Source organism: Streptomyces sp. NPDC005962 (assembly GCF_040629205.1).
Taxonomy (GTDB): domain Bacteria; phylum Actinomycetota; class Actinomycetes; order Streptomycetales; family Streptomycetaceae; genus Streptomyces.
Map to the genome: position 1 here is coordinate 339,291 of NZ_JBEXVE010000002.1, position 15,741 is coordinate 355,031.

Genomic DNA, 15,741 nt, shown 5'->3' on the forward strand with positions numbered 1-15,741 from the left:
GTGCGTCAACGGTGTGCGGCCCGCTCGGCCCGAGCGAAAGTTTCGACGCCTCGGCCCCCCGACGCGCCGCCGCCGCCCCGCCGGGTGCGCGTACCGTTGGCTTCGTGACCACTGCTGATGCCGCACCCCGGCCCCAGTCGCTGATGCTCACCTTCCTGGGCGACTGGGTGCTGGGCCGGGACGTGTGCGTGTACTCGGGGAGCGTCATCGACCTCTTCGGCCGTGCCGGTGTCGGCGAACACGCGACCCGCTCGACGCTCACCCGCATGGTGGGGCGCGGTCTGCTGCGGCGGCAGCGTGAGGGCAGGCGCATGTACTTCGGGCTCACCGAGCGCTCGGAGGCGGTGCTGCGGGACGGCGAGTGCCGCATCTGGCAGACCGGCGCCGTCAACCGGAACTGGGACGGCACCTGGACCCTGCTCGGCTTCTCGCTGCCCGAGTCCTGGCAGCGCCAGCGCCACGACCTGCGTGCGCAGCTGACCTGGAGCGGCTTCGGGCCGCTGTTCAGCGGGCTGTGGATCGCGCAGGGCGAGGTCGACGTGGACCCGATCCTCGTGGAGCTGGGCCTGGCCGCGCATGTGAAGGTCTTCCGTGCGCACGCCGACGCGGGCATGGACATCGGCGCGATGATCGAGGAGACCTGGGAGCTGCCCGCGCTGGCCGGGCGGTACGAGGAGTTCGTACGCCGCTGGCAGCCGCAGGAGCACACGTCCGCCGGGGACGACGCCTCGCTGGTGGCACGGTTGCGGCTGTCCACCGAGTGGCTGCGCATCATCCGGCAGGACCCGCGGCTCCCGGTCCGGCACCTGCCCGAGGACTGGCCCGCCGAGCAGGCCGAGAAGACCTTCCGCACGGTCCACGAGCGCCTCACGCCGGGGGCGCGGACGGCGGCGCGGCGCCTGCTCGACGTGGTGCCGGTGCGATAACCCGGGGCCGCTCCCCGATTTTCCTCCAGCGCTGAGCGCTGCCCGGGGCTGTCCGTCGCGGACAAATGTTGTGCAGAACATTGACCGCAGTTGGATAACTGCCTACCTTCGCGGGAATACCGGCACCGGCTCGATGCCACCCCCGACGGCACATCCCCGACGGCACCAGGGAGCTCCCCGTGCAGCCAGCCCCCGTCCCCGTTCCCCCGCCGCCCCCCGATTCCCGGCAGTTGCGCCGCGTCGCGCTGTCCGGACTGCTCGGCACCGCGGTCGAGTTCTACGACTTCCTCGTCTACGGCACGGTCGCCGCGCTCGTCTTCGGCGAACTGTTCTTCCCCGACGCCGACCCCGCCGTCGGCACCATTGCCGCGTTCGGCACCTTCGCCGCCGGATACCTGGCGCGGCCCCTCGGCGGCATCGTCTTCGGACACTTCGGCGACCGGCTCGGCCGCAAGTCGATGCTGCTGCTCACGATGGTCCTGATGGGCAGTTGCAGCTTCCTCATCGGACTCCTGCCGACCTACGACGCGATCGGCGTCTGGGCGCCGGTGCTGCTGATCGCCCTGCGCGTCGTACAGGGCCTCGCGATCGGCGGCGAGTGGGGCGGCGCCACGCTCATGGTCGTCGAGCACGCCGAACGCACCGGGGGTGCCGAGCACCGCCGCGGTCTGTGGTCGAGCTTCACCCAGCTCGGTGCCCCGCTCGGCTCGATGCTCTCGGCGGGCGTGGTCACGGTCGTCTCGACCCTGCCGGACGACGAGTTCCGGTCCTGGGGCTGGCGGGTGCCGTTCCTGCTGAGCGTGGTGCTGCTCGCCGTCGGGCTGTTCGTACGGCTGAGGGTGGCGGAGAGCCCGCTGTTCACGGAGGCCCAGGCGCAGGAGGGGCCCTCGCGGGACGAACCCTCGCGGGACACGCCGCCGCTCGCCGAGGTGTTGCGCCGCCCGGGGCCGCTGCTGCTCGCGGGGTGCGTCGGCATCGGCGCGTTCACGGCGCAGGTGCTGCTGACCAGCTTCATGATCTCCTACGCCGTCCGCCACGGGTACACCCGGCCGCAAGTGCTCACCGCCGTGACCGTCGCCTCCTGCGTGGCGCTCTTCGCGCTGCCCGCCGCCTCCGCGCTGTCCGACCGGGTGGGCCGCCGCCCGGTCGTGCTCGCCGGGGCCGTCGCGTCCGCCGCGCTGGCCTTCCCCGTCCTGGCGCTCGTCGACTCCGGATCGCCCGGGCTGCTGATCCTGGCCCTGGCGCTGGGTCACGGCGTGGCGCAGTCCACCATGTACGGACCGCTCGGGGCCCTGCTCAGCGAGATGTTCGGCACCCGGGTCCGCTACACCGGCGCCTCCCTCGGCTACCAGCTCGCGACCCTGGTCGGGGCCGGTTTCTCACCGTTGATCGCGAGCAGCCTGCTGGCGGCGAACGACGGCAGCAGCACCCCGCTCTCGCTGTTGCTGTGCGGCGGCGCGGCCATCACCGCGCTCACCGTGTGGCGGCTGCGCGAGACCCACGCCGACACCCTCGACGCCCGCACCACGGCCATCTCCGCCACGGCCACTGCCACCTCCGCCTCCGCCGATGTATCCGCTGCCGAAGGAGCCCGCCCGTGAAGCCCCGCGCCCGCGCCCTCGCTCTCGCCGCGACCGCCGTGCTCGCCGCCACCGCCCTGCCCGCGCAGGCCGCGAGCGCCGAGGGCGAACACCTGGAAGGCCGGCTGGCGTCCGGGGCCGCGTACATGGTGGACATGCCCGCGCGCTGGAACGGCACCTTGCTGCTGTTCAGCCACGGCTACAGTCCGCAGGGCAGCCCCAACCCCGCCCAGAACGCCCCTAGTTCCGCCGCCCGCGCCCGCCTCCTGGACCAGGGATACGCCCTGGCGGGCTCCTCGTACGCCACCACCGGCTGGGCCGTGACCGAGGCGGTACCCGACCAACTGGCCACACTGGACCTGTTCTCCCAGCGGTTCGGCGCGGCCCGCCGGACCCTCGCCTGGGGCACGTCGTACGGCGGGTTCGTCACCACCGCGATCGCCGAACGCCACCCCGGCCGCGTCGACGGATCGCTGTCGATGTGCGGACTCGTCCAGGGCGGGGTCGCCAACTGGAACAGCACCCTCGACCCCGTCTTCGCGCTGAAGACCCTCCTCGCGCCGGACTCCGGCATCCGCCTCACCGGCTTCGCCGACCAGACGGAGGCCAAGGACGCCGCGAACGCGCTCACGGGGAAGCTCACAGCGGCCCAGCAGACCCCGCAGGGCCGGGCCCGGATCGCGCTCGCCGCCGCCCTGCACAACATCCCCGGCCACAACGACCCGTCACAGCCGAAGCCCGAACCGGCCGACTGGACCGGACAGCAGGCCAACCAGTACGCGGCGGTCGCCGGACTGCTGCGGACCGCCGCGTTCTCCTGGCGGCAGGAGGCCGAGTCCCGCGCGGGCGGCAACCCGTCCTGGAACACCGGTGTCGACTACCCGGCGATGCTGCGGCAGTCCTCGGTGTACAAGGAGGTGACCGAGCTGTACCGGAAGGCGGGGCTGAGGCTGCGCGACGACCTCACGGCCCTGAACCGCGCTCCGCGCACCGCCGCCGACCCCGAGGCCGTGGCCTGGATGCGACACACCAGCGCCTTCACCGGCAGGCTGAACCACCCGCAGCTGAACATCCACACCACCGGCGACGGGCTGATCCCCGTACAGGCCGAGAGCGCCTACCGCCGGGCCGCCACCGCGGGCGGATCGGCGGGGCTGCTGCGCCAGGCGTACGTCGACGGGCCCGGCCACTGCACGTTCAGCACCGGCGAGTCACTCGCCGCCGTACACGCGCTGGAACGGCGTCTGGCCACCGGCCGCTGGGACACCTCGCCGGACACGCTCAACTCCGCCGCCGAGGCGGAAGATCCGGCCGCCGAGGCCCGGTACGTCGCCTACCGGCCCACGGCCTATCCGCGCCCGTACGACCTGGCACACGGGGACCGGCCCTAGAGTCGCCGAAGTCCGGTCAGCACCCGCTCCATCAGCGTCACGCTCGGGACCTCGCCGTCCTCGGTCCCGGTCTGGTGGACGACGATCAGCCCGCGCTCCGCCATGTCGCTGAGCAGGACCCTGGCCACTCCCAGCGGCACCGAGAGCCGGGCCGCCACCTCGGCCACCGATTTCGGCTCCTGGCACAGCGAGATCACGGGAATGTGGTCCGCGTGGGTGAAACCGGCGGACTGGTGACCCAGATCGGTGGTCGTCACCAGGGTCTCCAGCTCGAAGTGATACTGGGACCTGGTGCGGCCACCCGTCCACGTGTAGGCGCGGACGAACGAGGGCGAGCCCTGCTGCTGCTCGTATTCGCCTTCCCACTCCGCCTGCCGCTCGTCCCGCGACGGCGGGTACGGGTACGACTCCGGGGGAGCGGGGGGCGGCGCGTCCTCCGGCTGGGGGCGGGCCGCGGTCTCCGGACCGGAACCGGAGTCGGAACCGGACTTCTTCCGCGGCCGCCGTGCCTTGCCGAAACTGAACGCGTTGAGCACGTCGGCGAAGGTCTGGTCGTCCTCCGCTCCCTGGTCTCTCCGAGTGTGCCCGGAAGGGCCTTCACCGGTGCTCATGATCTCCTCATCCGGGCTGGTGGGCTGCTGTCTGCTGGAATCCCTGGAGCTCGGCGCGCAGTTCGGGGGTCAGCATTTCGCCGACCTGGTCCACGAGCACCGCCATCTCATAGGCCACCTGGCCGATCTCGCAGTCCGGCGCGGCCAGTGTCACCAGGCACGAGCCGTCCTTGATGGACATCAGCAGCATATGTCCGTACTCCATCTGGATCACAGTGCTCTTCACCTCGCCGGTGTCCAGACACCGCGCGGCGCCCTGGATCAGGCTGATGGCACCCGCGGCGATGGTGGCGAGGTGTTCGGCATAGTCTCCCGCCAGCCGGTTGGAGGCGGTGAGCAGAATCCCGTCGGCTGATACCACCACGGCGTGGGCCACATTGGGAACACGTTCGGTGAAGTTGGTGACCAGCCATCCGAACTGGCTCACCTCCCGCGGGTGGGGTGAGGTCATGGCTTCTTTCCTGCCCGTTCGTCGATGGAATCTTAGCGCTCGTCGGGACGGGCCCGACGGATGCCTGATTGGTAGTTGCTGAGGAAGCTGTGTGTGCTGCCCGCGTCCTGGTTCGGCTTCGCCTTACCGGGGGCCCTGCCGGGGGCGGTTCGCGGCTCGGCATGCTCACCGGGCCGGGGCGTACGCGGCGTCCGCTTCGGCAGTCCGGACTGGGTGCGGTCGGCCTCCTCCGGGGCCTCCGAGGACTCGGCGGAAGGCTGGGCGGGGCCGCCGGGGCGGCGTTCGGCCAGCCGGTCCGTCCTGTTCTCCCCGGTACGCGCCGCACCGGGACCCGGCGCGGGGTCCGGCTGCTGGGCGGCCGGGGTGAAGAGGCCCGGGGAGCCCTGCGGACGGGCACTCGCCGGCGCCGGTGCCGGGGCCGGTGGCCCGACATCCGACGAGGGGGGCGCGAACCACGAGGGGCCGGGGGCGCGCTTCTCCTCAGGACCCGCCCCGCGCTCCTGCTGCGGACCGGACCGCTGCGGCGGCACCAGACCGTGACCGGGGTGCCGGGCGCTCTGGGCGTCCGGGGCGGGCTGAGCGGCCTGGGCGGGCTGTCCGTCCGCCGGTGTCCTGCCGTGCTCGGCCCCGTCACGGGCCGTGTCACGGGACGGGGACGGTGTGCCCTTGCCGCCCGGACCGGGGCGGCCGGTCCCGTCGGCCCCGGCAGGTGTCCGACGCGGCAGCCGCTGCGGCAGCGCGGGGTCCGTGCCGGTTCCGCCGGTTCCGCCGGTCCCGGCGGTTCCGCCGGTTTCGGGGCGGTCCGGCTGGGCGCCGCCCCAACCCGGGGACCGCGTACCGGAGTCGGCGGGGGCCGCCGGGCGGGTCCCGTTGGACGACGCGCGCGACGCGGCGGGGGCCGCCGCGGCCTGCCCGATCTCCGGCCGTCGCCGCGCCGGTTCGAAGGCCTTGGCGGCGGTCGGCGTCGGCCCGTTGCGGCGTGGTGCGGCCCCTCGGGGAGCCTCCTCGGAGGACTCCAGGGGTACGAGGTTGGCCGGGACGAGCACCCCGGCCCGCAGACCCGCGCCCCACTCCGAGCTGAGGTTCACGGAGATGCCATGGCGCCCGGCCAGACGGCCGACGACGAACAGACCCATCTGACGGGAGGACGAGGCCTCCTCGGAGGACGTCGCCTCCAGTCGCCGGTGCGCCTTGGCCAGTTCGGCGCCGCTCATCCCGATGCCCTGGTCCCGCACCTCGATCAGGGCGGAACCGTCCCGGCGCGGCGTGGTGCTGATGACCACCTGGGTCTCCGGCGGGGAGAACGCGGTGGCGTTGTCGAGCAGTTCGGCGATGATCCGCGCCAGGTCACCGGCCGCGTAGCCGGTCACCGCCACGGAGGCGGAGGGCTGCACCTCCGCGCGCCGGTAGTGCTCGATCTCGGAGACCGCGGCCCGCAGGATGTCCTCCAGCGGCACGCGGTTACCGTGCGAGCGGACGAGCGTGCTGCCGCAGAGAACCATCAGGTTCTCGTTGTTGCGCCGCATCCGGGTCGCCAGGTGGTCCATCTGGAAGAGGTTGGCCAGCTGGTCCGGGTCCTCTTCGTGCCGTTCGAGCTGCTCCATCAGACGCAGGAGCCGGTCCACCAGGGTCTGGCTGCGCCGGGAGAGGTTGACCAGGGTGTCCCTCAGGTCGCCCCGCAGCGCGGCCTGTTCCGACGCCAGGCGCACGGCCTGCCCGTGCACCGCGTCGAAGGCCCGGGCCAGCTGCCCGAACTCCTCCGTCGTGTGCACCGGCACGGCGCTGACGGTGGTGTCCGCCTTCTCGCCCTCGCGGATGCTGGAGACGGCGGCCGGGAGCCGGTGCTCGGCCACGTCGAGCGCGGTGGAGCGGAGGAGGGTCAGCGACCGCAGCAGATGCCGGGCGATCGCGAAACCGATGGCGAAGGCGAGCAGCAGCACCGCGAGCAGCGCCACCGAGAACGCACCGGCCCGGTTACTGGTCTGGTCCTGCAGCTGGGCGGAGTTCACCCGCAGCTGCTGGGCGAGGTTCTTCTCGACCTTCCCCAGGAGGGTCGCCGTCGTTACCGAGCTGCGGTTCCACTGGGAGGCCGGGACCCGCGGCGCGGTGGCGCCCTGCTGGGTGCCGCCGTCCGACTGGGACTGGGACAGCGCGGTACGCACCAGATCCGAGCGCCGGGACACCAGCTTCCCGGTGACCGTCCGCTGGTACATCTCCTGCTCCGCGGGCGTGGCCACGGCCTGGAAGTCGCCGAGCTTGTCCGTCAGCCGGATGTCGGACTCCTCCAGCGCCCGGACCAGCTTCAGGTCCATGGGCCGCCCGGGCTTCATCGCCTCCAGGAGGGTCACATGCTGGAGGTGGACTTCCTCCTGGACCGCCTCCAGGTCGTACAGCGCGGACGCCGGTCCGGTCAGCTTGGGCTCGGCGAACCGGCTGCCCAGCGACTGGTCCAGGTCCAGCAGACTGTTGATGACGGTGCGGTACTTGTTCACCGCGGTCCAAGAGCTGATGCTGCCGGACTTCACCTGCCCACGCAGGTCGGTCAGGCCGTCCAGGGCCTTGACCGCGTCCTGGTAGCGGTTCCCCGCGGCACCGCTGAGCTGGGGTGCCTGCTGCGAGGTGCCGACGAGCACGGTCCGGGCGCGGTCGGTGGACCGGGCCTGCCGCCGCATGTCGGCGGAACCGCCGTCGGCCCCGTCCCGCAGCTGTCCGGCGGCCATGGTCCGCTCCATTTGGAGGCTGCCCAGCAGAGGCATCAGCCCGGAGCGCAGCTTGACCAGCCGCTGCATGTCGGCGTACGAGTCGGCGCGGTCGACTTCGCGCTGAATCTGGACGACGCCCAAGGCGACGGCCAGCAGCGCGGGCACAACCAGCACGGCGCCCATCTTCACCGGCAGCCGCCAGTTTCGCCATTGCACGAGGGTGGCCCACAGGCCCGGGCCGCGTACAACTTCGGCCGCATGCCTGCCCGGGGTCACGAGACGCGCTCCGCGCCCAGAGCGGCTTGGCCACAGCGATGTATCACGATGCGCTTTCTCCTGGGATTTCTCCTGAAGAGGAAGTCGAACGACCGGCGGCACACCGGCCAGGCCGGGGGCGGCGGAAACGCCCACGGCCGGACTGGTGATGTGCCGGCTCGCCCACCTCTACTCGAACAGCTTGCGGCTCGTCAGGGCGAGCTCATAGAGGCCGTACGCGAAGGGAATGCCCACCCACAGCCACGCCACGGCCAGCAGGACGGGCGAAGACTTCACGGCAGCGCCCGCGCCCTGTGACGGTTCGTTCTCGTGAGCCATCAGTTGCCCCTCTCGGCGGGGATGCGGTCGGTGCCGCCCTCGTCGCCCTTCTCGACCTTCTCGCCCTGCTCGCCCTGCTCGGCCTGCTCAGCCTGCTCGGCCTGCTCGGCCTTTCCGGCTTCCTCGGCCTGCTCGGCTTCGTCAGCCTTCGCGGCTACCTTGGCCTTCTCAGCCTTCTCAGCCTTCTCAGCCTTCACGGCCTGTTCAGCCTTCACGGGCTCCTCGGGCTGCTTGGCCTTGGCGGGCTTCTCAGCCTTCTCGGCCTGCTCAGCCTTCGCGGGCTTCTCCGCCTTCTCGCCCGGGGCGGCCTTCTCACCCGAGGCCACCGGCTCGGCCACCGGCTCCGCCTCCGGCTCGTGGAACTTCGGGTTCACCGGCCGTACCAGCTCGTTGGCGACGAAGCCGATGACGAGCAGTCCGATCATGAGGTAGAAGGAGACGGCGTAGAGGCCGGGCCCGGTGTCCCCGGACTTCTTCCCGGCGTCCGCGACGGCGTCCACGATGATCGGCCCGGCGACCCCGGCGACCGACCAGGCGGTCAACAGCCGACCGTGGATCGCACCGACCTGGTAGGTGCCGAACAGGTCCTTCAGGTAGGCCGGTACGGTCGCGAAGCCACCGCCGTAGAACGACAGGATCACCATCGCCGCGACCACGAACAGCACGGTGCTGCTGTTCTTCCCGAGCAGGATCGTCAGGTAGAGCAGAGCACCGGCGCCCAGGTACAGGCGGTAGATGTTCTTCCTGCCGATCGCGTCGGAGACCGACGACCAGACGAAGCGACCGGTCATGTTGGCCAGGGACAGCAGGGCGACGAACCCGGCGGCGGCGGTCGCGCTCACCGGGCCGTCGGTGTCCTGGAAGAAGTCCTGGATCATCGGGGCTGCCTTCTGCAGGATTCCGATGCCTGCAGTGACGTTCATGCACAGCACGATCCACAGCAGCCAGAACTGAGGGGTCTTCACCGCGTTCTTCGCCGAGACGTTCGCGGTCGTGACGAGCTGCTTGCCGGTGTCCTCGGTGGGCACCCAGCCCGCCGGACGCCAGTCGTCGGCCGGCACCCGGATGAGCAGGACGCCGAGCGTCATGAACGCCGCGTAGACCAGGCCGTGCACCAGGAAGGTCTTGGCGATGCCGCCGGTGTCGCTGCCGAAGGAGGACAGCATCTGCGACGACCAGGGGGAGGCGATGAGCGCGCCGCCGCCGAAGCCCATGATCGCCGTACCGGTGGCCATGCCCGGGCGGTCCGGGAACCACTTCATCAGCGTGGACACCGGCGAGATGTAGCCAATGCCGAGGCCGACTCCGCCGATGACGCCGTATCCGAAGATGACCAGCCAGTACTGGCTGGTGGCGACGCCGAGCGAGGCGACCAGGAAGCCCGAGGAAAAGGTCACGAGCGATACGAACATCGCCCATCGCGGCCCCTTCCGCTCGACGAGCGTTCCGCCGAAAGCGGCGGAGAGCCCGAGAACGAGAATGGCGATCTGGAAGGGGAGTGCGCTAGCCGTCCCCGAAATATCTAGTGCTTTCTCCAGTGGCGTCTTGAAGACGCTCCAGGCGTATGCCTGACCAATGGAGAAGTGAATCGCAAGTGCCGCCGGAGGAATCAGCCATCGATTCCACCCCGGCCCCGCGATAATACGAGAGCGGTCGAGAAAACTCACCGATTACCTACCTCCGTCCTCGGGAACCCATTGCCGCAGGCTCTATTTCTGGAGACGCCAAAGCATGTCTCGGGCGGTGGCGAGTGTAGAGCACCCTGAACAGCGGTAACAACGACGGGACGTCGTCACGGGCCCCGCAGTGGAGCAGCCTCCCACACGTTCGCATAGTTGGGGCGGTCAACCAAGATCGACACATCGCATACATCCCTTGTTCACGGGATATCCGCAAGTCAGGCGGGTCGCGGTCGTCATCATCTCGTGACACCAGGTCAGACGGACCGAAAGGAGGAAGGATCGGTAAAAGTGCGCATCCCGAGAAGTTCTGACAGATGATCACAAGCCACTCACTGCCGGATATGTGGCATGGAGTCACCTGGATCGGGCGGTCCCGGTACATCCCCGGACGGGGCGTCCGCCGGACATCCCCGGAGTTCCCCCGCGCGTTGACTGCGCCCGGCGCCTTACTACACTGACCCCGCCATGGGGCTGCGGGTTGCTCCTCCTCCCCACCATCCACCGCAGGAAGATCCGTACGAATTCTCCTGCCCGAAACTCCCGGGAGAGGGCCATGACGAAAGCGGTGCGACCTCCCGCGCCCAATTCATCCGAGCGGGCCGCTGGACAGGGTTTTGCCGGCCACGGCGATGAAAACGGTGAGCCCGACTTCGCCGCGATCCAAGCCAGTCCGGAATTCGACCAGCTCCGCAAGAGGCTGCGCCGGTTCGTCTTCCCGATGAGTGCGCTCTTCTTCTGCTGGTACATGACGTTCGCGCTCTTCTCGGCGTACGGTCATGGTTTCATGAGCCGTAAGGTGTACGGCTCGATCAACCTGGGCACCGTCTTCGGCCTGCTGCAGTTCGTGACGACGATGGCGATCGTCCTGCTGTACCGGCGCTTCGCCGACAGGAAAATCGACCCGCAGGTGGACAAGGTGCGCGGGCTGGCGGGGGTCGACGACAAGGAATGACATTGCAGATCGCGGAAGAGGCGACCGGTAGCCCGGTCATCAACGTCAGCGTATTCGTCGTTTTCGTCCTGATTACGCTGTTCATCGTCTACAAGGCCACCACCAGGAACCAGACGGCGGCCGACTACTACGCCGCGGGCAGCGCCTTCACCGGCGTACAGAACGGCATCGCCCTCTCCGGCGACTTCCTCTCCGCCGCGTCCTTCCTCGGGATCTCCGGGGCGATCGCCGTCCATGGCTACGACGGGTTCCTCTACTCCGTGGGATGGCTCGTCGCCTGGCTGGTCGCCCTGCTGCTCGTCGGTGAACGGCTGCGCAACACCGGCCGGTTCACCGTGGGTGATGTGATGGCCTACCGGATGAAGCAGCGCCCGGTGCGCGCGGCGGCGGCCAACGCCACGCTGGTGATCACGTTCTTCTACATGCTCGCCCAGATGGCGGGTGCCGGCGGGCTGATCGCCCTCCTGCTGAACGTGCACAGCAAGGGCGGACAGGCCCTCGTCATCACCGCCGTCGGCCTGGTGATGGTCTTCTACGTCCTGGTGGGCGGCATGAAGGGCACCACCTGGGTGCAGATCATCAAGGCGGGTCTGCTCCTGCTCTGCGTGACCTTCATGAGCGTGTTCATCGTGGGCAAGTTCGGCTTCAGCCTCTCGGCGATCCTCGACCAGGCGGCGCAGCGCAGCCCGTTGGGCGAGAGCCTGCTCGAACCGGGCGGCTGGTACGGCGACGGCGCGATGGACAAGCTCGACTTCGTCTCGCTGTCCCTGGCGCTGGTCCTCGGCATCTCCAGCCTGCCGCACGTGCTGATGCGCTTCTACACCGTGCCGAACGCCAAGGAGGCGCGCCGGTCGGTGGTGTGGTGCTCCTGGTCGATGTTCCTGTTCTACCTGGGGATTCTCGTCGTCGGCTACGGCGCGGCCGCGCTGGTCGGCCCGGACGCGATCCTGGAGGCCCCCGGCGGGGAGAACTCGGCGGCACCGCTTCTCGCGTTCAAGGTCGGCGGCGCGGTGCTCCTCGGTATTGTGTCCGCGGTGGCCTTCGCGACGATCCTCGCGGTGGTGGCCGGTCTGACCCTGACCGCTTCGGCCTCGTTCGCGCACGATGTGTACGCCAACGTGCTGCGGGAGGGGAAGGCCGACGCGCGGTCCGAGATCCGGGTCGCCCGGCTCACCGCGATCGCGGTCGGCGTCCTGGCCATTGTCGGCGGCATCGTCACCAGCGGCCAGAACGTCGCCTTCCTGGTGTCGCTGGCCCTGGCGCTCGCCGCGTCCGCCAACCTGTCGACCATCCTGTACACGCTGTACTGGAAGCGGTTCAACACGGCGGGGACGCTCTGGAGCATCTACGGCGGTCTGGGGTCGGGGCTCATCCTCATCATCTTCTCCCCGGCGATCTCGGGTTCCTCGACGGCCATCTTCAAGGGCGTCGACTTCCACTGGTTCCCGCTCACCAACCCCGGCATCGTGTCGATCCCGCTCTCCTTCCTCCTCGGATACCTCGGCACGGTCCTGAGCAAGGACCAGGCGGACCCCGGCAAGCAGGCGGAGATGGAAGTGCGGTCGCTGACCGGAATCGGCACCAAGATCTAGCCGAAGCCCGCGCGTGACGAGGCCGGTACGGGGAGCACACCCCCGTACCGGCCTCGGTCGTTTCTACCGCGAGGGCGGCGGCGCGGTGCTGCTGCGGGGGACGAGCCGGGTGGGGACGAGCGTGGTGCCGCGGCCCGGCGCGCTCTGCCGCATCTGCCGCAGAACGCCCTCGACGCAGCGGCGCCCGACCTCGCCGAAGTCCTGGTGGACGGTGGTCAGCGGCGGCCGGAACTCCCCGGCCTCGGGGATGTCGTCGAAGCCGATGACGCTGACGTCGTCCGGCACCTTCCGGCCCTTTTCGTGCAGGGCCCGCAACAGGCCCAGCGCCATCTGGTCGTTGGCGGCGAACACCGCCGTGCAGCCGTTCTCGGCGGCGAGCGCGAGCCCGGCCCGGTAGCCGGACTCGGCCGACCAGTCACCCCGTACGAGCGGCGGCGGCACCCGTCCGGCCTCGACGAGCGCGGCGTGCCAGGCGTCGGCGCGGCGCTGCGCCGCGAAGGAGTCCTCGGGCCCGGCGAGATGCCATACGGTCCGGTGGCCGAGGGCGAGCAGATGGTCGACCGCGTCGCGGGTGCCGCCCGCCTGGTCGGTGTCGACCACCGTGTAGCGGTCCCCGGCGTCCGAGTCGGCCACGACGACCTGGACGTGGGGCGGCAGGGAGAGCGCCGCCGCGTCGAGGAGGTGGACTTCCATGATGACGATGACGGCGTCGACGGCGAGTTCGCCCAGCCGGGAGAAGGCGCCGCGCACCTCGTCCTGGGTGGGGACGGCGACGGGCAGCAGGGTGACGGCGTAGCCCTCGTGCGCCGCGGAGGTGGCGATCGCCTCCAGCGTGCGCACATTGCCCGTGGTGGAGAGGGTGAAGGTGATGACGCCGATGGTGCGGAACTCGCCGCGCTTGAGCGCCCGGGCGGCGCTGTTGGGCCGGTAGCCGAGCTCCTTCATGGCGGCCTGCACCTCCCGCCGCGTCTCCTCGGTGACACCGGGGAAGCCGTTGGAGACCCGGGAGACGGTCTGCGCGGAGACACCGGCGAGCCGGGCCACGTCCGCCATGGACGCGCGCTGGGCGCGCCGGGCGGCCCGCGTCCGGGGGGTGCCACCGTCCGTCGAGGGGCCGCCCGCCGAGGGGCTGTCCGCTGCTTCCACTTTCTCCCTCGCCGTTCGCGTCCCGGATTTCTCAGACGGCTCTTGACCACCGTCATTGGGGCAGTGTAGACATTCCGCCATCAGATGTTTACGTAAACATAACACCTCCGGGTCTCCTTGAGCGCCGAAATGTTTACGCAAACATCGCGACGGCGCATGGCGCCGGTTCCGTGATGGACGAGCGAGGAACGACATGACGACGCTGCAACCCCCCGCCGCCGTGCCCCGGCGACCGGCCCCGCCTCCGGCGAAGCGGGACCGCCGCTCCTGGTCGGGGTGGGGGTTCATCGGCCCCTTCGTGGTGGTCTTCGCCTTTGTCTTCCTGGCCCCGATCGTCTATTCGATCTACCTCAGCCTCTTCCGCGACCAGCTCATCGGCGGCACCACGTTCGTCGGCCTGGACAACTACCAACAGGCCCTGCAGGACGACAGGTTCTGGGAGTCGCTGACCCGGGTGTCGCTGTTCCTGCTGGTGCAGGTGCCGATCATGCTGGGCATCGCCCTGCTCGTCGCCCTCGCCCTGGACAGCGGGCGGCTCTACGGACGCGACTTCTTCCGGATCTCGATCTTCCTGCCGTACGCGGTGCCCGCCGTCGTCGCCACCCTCATGTGGGGCTTCATGTACGGCAACCGCTTCGGCCTGGTGAACGACATCAACGACGCCCTCGGGGTGTCGCTGCCGAACCCGCTGTCGCCCGAACTGGTGCTGACGTCCATCGGCAACATCGTCACCTGGGAGTTCGTCGGCTACAACATGCTGATCTTCTACTCCGCGCTGCGCGTCATCCCGCACTCTCTGTACGAGGCCGCGGAGATCGACGGCGCCGGGCAGCTCCGCGTCATCACCGCCATCAAACTCCCGGCGATCCGCGGCGCCCTGGTCATCGCCACGATCTTCTCGATCATCGGCACCTTCCAGCTGTTCAACGAGCCGAACATCCTGCAGAAGCTGGCGCCCAACTCCATCACCACCGACTACACCCCGAACTTCTACACGTACTCGCTGTCCTTCTCCGGCCAGCAGCACAACTACTCCGCGACGGTCGCCATCATCATGGGGCTCATCACCATGGTCATCGCCTACGTCGTCCAGCTGCGCGGCATGCGCAAGGGAGCGTGAAGCGATGAGCACCCCGGTCACCACCGCCTCCCGGCCCGCCCCCGCCACGTCCGGCGCCCAGGGCTCCGCGCCCCGGCTGCGCGGGCCGCGCAAGCGCACCGAAGGCCGCCGCCCGCGCCGCAGCGTGCTGCTGACCGTCCTCACCGGGCTGGTCCTGCTGTACTCGCTGGTGCCGCTGGCCTGGCTGGTCATCAGCGCCACCAAGACCCAGGAGGGACTCGCCCGGTCGTTCGGGCTGTGGTTCAGCGACGACTTCGCGCTGTGGGACAACATCAGTGAGACGTTCACCTACAACGACGGTGTCTTCACCCGCTGGCTGCTGAACACCGTGCTGTACGTGGTGGTCGGGGCCGGTGGCGCCACACTGCTGGCGGTCCTGGGCGGTTACGCCCTGGCGAAGTTCACCTTCCCGGGCAAGCGCGCCGTCTTCGCCGTCATCATCGGCGCGGTGGCGGTGCCCGGCACCGCGCTGGCCGTCCCCACCTTCCTGATGTTCAGCGAGATGGGGCTGACCGACACCCCCTGGGCGGTGATCATCCCGTCCCTCATCTCGCCGTTCGGCCTGTATCTGATGTGGGTCTTCGCCACCGAGGCCGTACCCGAAGAACTGCTGGAGGCCGCCCGCATCGACGGGGCGAGCGAGGTGCGCACCTTCTTCCAGGTCGTCCTGCCGCTGCTCGCCCCCGGCATCGTGACCGTGCTGCTGTTCACGGTGGTCGCCACCTGGAACAACTACTTCCTTCCGCTGATCATGCTGAAGGACCCGGACTGGTATCCGCTGACGCTGGGCCTCAACAGCTGGAACGCCCAGGCCGCGACCGCCGGTGGCGAGGCCGTCTTCAACCTCGTCGTCACCGGCTCCCTGATCACCATCGTGCCGCTGATCGCCGCGTTCCTCCTGCTGCAGAAGTACTGGCAGTCCGGGCTCGCCGCCGGAAGCGTCAAGGAATAGCCCCGTCAAGGAACAGCCCCACCGTCCCGCACCACGAAGAAG

The 15,741-nt window shown here is 70.0% G+C and carries 12 protein-coding genes and 1 pseudogene; 7 read left to right on the forward strand and 6 right to left on the reverse strand.

The window, feature by feature from the left end:
* Nucleotides 1–104: 104 nt before the first annotated feature.
* The 3 genes from ABZ370_RS05120 (at nt 105) to ABZ370_RS05130 (ending at nt 3,897) form a co-directional block, all read left to right on the forward strand.
* Nucleotides 105–926 carry a PaaX family transcriptional regulator C-terminal domain-containing protein gene (locus ABZ370_RS05120; RefSeq protein ID WP_358616619.1) on the forward strand — a complete coding sequence of 274 codons (822 nt, stop codon included), beginning with the start codon at nt 105–107 and terminating at the stop codon, nt 924–926.
* Between the two features lie 179 nt (nt 927–1,105).
* Nucleotides 1,106–2,527, forward strand: coding sequence for an MFS transporter (locus ABZ370_RS05125; protein WP_358616622.1), 1,422 nt, complete (start codon nt 1,106–1,108; stop codon nt 2,525–2,527).
* Entirely contained in the window at nt 2,524–3,897 is a 1,374-nt protein-coding gene (locus tag ABZ370_RS05130) for a DUF6351 family protein (RefSeq protein WP_358616625.1), read from the forward strand. The genes ABZ370_RS05125 and ABZ370_RS05130 overlap by 4 nt, the downstream gene beginning before the upstream one ends.
* On the opposite strand, the gene ABZ370_RS05135 is transcribed toward ABZ370_RS05130, so the two are convergent.
* The 5 genes and pseudogenes from ABZ370_RS05135 to ABZ370_RS05155 all read right to left on the reverse strand — a co-directional run.
* Nucleotides 3,894–4,508 (reverse strand): DUF742 domain-containing protein, encoded by a 615-nt coding sequence (locus ABZ370_RS05135; RefSeq protein ID WP_358616628.1) that lies wholly within the window; start codon nt 4,506–4,508, stop codon nt 3,894–3,896. The genes ABZ370_RS05130 and ABZ370_RS05135 overlap by 4 nt on opposite strands.
* Before the next feature lie 7 nt (nt 4,509–4,515).
* On the reverse strand, nt 4,516–4,959 hold the full coding sequence (locus tag ABZ370_RS05140; protein ID WP_358616630.1) for a roadblock/LC7 domain-containing protein: 444 nt from the start codon (nt 4,957–4,959) through the stop codon (nt 4,516–4,518).
* A gap of 32 nt (nt 4,960–4,991) precedes the next feature.
* Nucleotides 4,992–7,835 carry a nitrate- and nitrite sensing domain-containing protein gene (locus tag ABZ370_RS05145; protein WP_358616633.1) on the reverse strand — a complete coding sequence of 948 codons (2,844 nt, stop codon included), beginning with the start codon at nt 7,833–7,835 and terminating at the stop codon, nt 4,992–4,994.
* Nucleotides 7,836–8,105: 270 nt separating this feature from the next.
* A complete protein-coding gene (locus tag ABZ370_RS05150; RefSeq protein WP_358617461.1) occupies nt 8,106–8,255 on the reverse strand; it encodes a hypothetical protein in 150 nt (49 codons plus the stop codon).
* Between the two features lie 350 nt (nt 8,256–8,605).
* A pseudogene (locus tag ABZ370_RS05155) lies at nt 8,606–9,922 on the reverse strand (OFA family MFS transporter); the annotation flags it as partial.
* Nucleotides 9,923–10,490: 568 nt separating this feature from the next.
* On the opposite strand from ABZ370_RS05155, the gene ABZ370_RS05160 reads away from it, so the two are divergent.
* Nucleotides 10,491–10,889: a DUF485 domain-containing protein gene (locus tag ABZ370_RS05160; protein ID WP_358616636.1), complete on the forward strand. Its 399-nt coding sequence runs from the start codon at nt 10,491–10,493 to the stop codon at nt 10,887–10,889.
* Complete coding sequence (locus ABZ370_RS05165) at nt 10,886–12,481, forward strand: cation acetate symporter (RefSeq protein ID WP_358616638.1); 1,596 nt, start codon at nt 10,886–10,888, stop codon at nt 12,479–12,481. The genes ABZ370_RS05160 and ABZ370_RS05165 overlap by 4 nt, the downstream gene beginning before the upstream one ends.
* A gap of 63 nt (nt 12,482–12,544) precedes the next feature.
* On the opposite strand, the gene ABZ370_RS05170 is transcribed toward ABZ370_RS05165, so the two are convergent.
* Complete coding sequence (locus ABZ370_RS05170) at nt 12,545–13,627, reverse strand: LacI family DNA-binding transcriptional regulator (RefSeq protein WP_358616641.1); 1,083 nt, start codon at nt 13,625–13,627, stop codon at nt 12,545–12,547.
* Nucleotides 13,628–13,820: 193 nt separating this feature from the next.
* Here ABZ370_RS05170 and ABZ370_RS05175 point away from each other — a divergent pair, with 193 nt between their 5' ends.
* Nucleotides 13,821–14,747, forward strand: coding sequence for a sugar ABC transporter permease (locus tag ABZ370_RS05175; RefSeq protein WP_358616644.1), 927 nt, complete (start codon nt 13,821–13,823; stop codon nt 14,745–14,747).
* A gap of 4 nt (nt 14,748–14,751) precedes the next feature.
* On the forward strand, nt 14,752–15,699 hold the full coding sequence (locus ABZ370_RS05180; protein WP_358616646.1) for a carbohydrate ABC transporter permease: 948 nt from the start codon (nt 14,752–14,754) through the stop codon (nt 15,697–15,699).
* Nucleotides 15,700–15,741: the final 42 nt, after the last annotated feature.